The sequence below is a fragment of the Nonomuraea ferruginea genome (assembly GCF_039540635.1).
In the GTDB taxonomy this organism is placed as follows: Bacteria; Actinomycetota; Actinomycetes; order Streptosporangiales; family Streptosporangiaceae; genus Nonomuraea; species Nonomuraea ferruginea.
Genome location: NZ_BAABFD010000054.1, coordinates 1 through 1383, shown reverse-complemented (window position 1 = coordinate 1383; position 1383 = coordinate 1). Strand labels below are relative to the sequence as shown.

The following is a 1383-nucleotide window of genomic DNA, read 5'->3' as shown; positions in this document are numbered from 1 at the left end:
GGGGTCTGCTGTGCTGGGATGGCCGGGTGACCGAGCGCAAGCCGTACCCCAGCGACTTAACCGACGCGGAATGGGCGCTGATCGAGCCCGTGCTCACGGCGTGGAAGGCCGCGCACCCGTCCGTCAGCGGCCACGAGGGCAACTACGAGTTGCGGGAGATCGTGAACGCCATCCGCTACCAGGGACGAACCGGTGTCCAATGGGACTTTCTCCCGCACGACCTGCCGCCCAAGAGCGCGACGTACTACTACTTCGGCAAGTGGCGCGACGACGGCACCGACAAGACGATCCATGACCTGCTGCGCTGGCATCTGCGCGAGAGGAAGAAACGATTAGCCGATCCGAGCCTGGTGGTGCTGGACACCCAGAGCGTCCACGTCGCGGCCGGGGTCCCCCGCCTCCACGACCGGCAAGGACGCCGCCAAGCGCGTGCCGGGCAGGAAACGGGGCCTGGCGGTGGACGTGCTGGGCCTGGTCATCGCCGTGGTCGTCCTGGCCGCCTCGGCTCATGAGAACACCGCCGGGATCGCCCTGCTGGACCGGGTCGCCGCCGGCACCGAGGGCACCGTGACCAAGGCGCTGGCCGACCAGGGGTTCAAGAACGCGGTCGTCGCGCATGGCGCCGACCTGGGGATCGACGTGGAGATCGTCGAACGCAACCCCGCCGGCAAGGGGTTCGTCCCCCAGCCCAAGAGATGGGTCGTCGAGCAAACGTACGGCATCTTGATGTTCCACCGGCGTCTGGTCCGCGACTATGAGCACCTTCCGGCCAGTTCCGAAGCCCGCGTGTATTGGGCGATGACGGACGTGATGTCCCGCCGCCTGACCCGCGGCGCGTCCCCGTCGTGGCGGTGGGCATGATCGGGCCCGACGCCCGGCCGACCGACCCGGGTGCCTGGCTCCTGGACCGGATCGACGCCCGCGAGCAGGCCTTGACCTGCCAGATCGAGCAGACCCAGGCGGAAATCGACATGCTCACCGCGAGGCTGGGCCAACTCAGCGAGGCGATCGAGCACCTGCGGATCAGCCGCAAGACCCTCATCTCCCTCGCCGAGGAAGATCCCACCCCGATCCAACCGGCCGCGCCACCTCCCGCAGTTCCCGAGCACCCGGCCTACCAGCAGATTCTCACCGTCTTCGCCGAGGCCGGCGGCTCCCTGCGCGCCCGGGACCTGGCCAGGGCAATGGACCTGCCCCTGACGCAGAACGACATCCAGAACGTCCGCGCCAAGCTCAAACGCCTGGTCAGCCGCGGCATCCTTGTCGAGACCGAGCCGGGATTGTTCACCCAGCCACGCCCGTAGTCCGACCGGCGGGTCTCCGACCAGCCGACCTAACCCAACCCCACCGATGAAAGGGACATCAACTCGCAGAACGCACTCT

3 protein-coding genes are annotated in these 1383 nt (G+C 68.3%); all 3 read left to right on the top strand.

The features are described from left to right. On the top strand, positions 1 to 512 hold a 512-nt coding region (locus ABD999_RS43730), incomplete at its 5' end, for a transposase (protein ID WP_271280558.1). Next, positions 457 to 861 carry a hypothetical protein gene (locus ABD999_RS43725; RefSeq protein WP_333485763.1) on the top strand — a complete coding sequence of 135 codons (405 nt, stop codon included), beginning with the start codon at positions 457 to 459 and terminating at the stop codon, positions 859 to 861. The genes ABD999_RS43730 and ABD999_RS43725, both read left to right, overlap by 56 nt. After that, positions 858 to 1304: a hypothetical protein gene (locus tag ABD999_RS43720; protein ID WP_271280556.1), complete on the top strand. Its 447-nt coding sequence runs from the start codon at positions 858 to 860 to the stop codon at positions 1302 to 1304. Before ABD999_RS43725 ends, ABD999_RS43720 begins: the two co-directional genes overlap by 4 nt. The last annotated feature ends 79 nt before the right edge of the window (positions 1305 to 1383 follow it).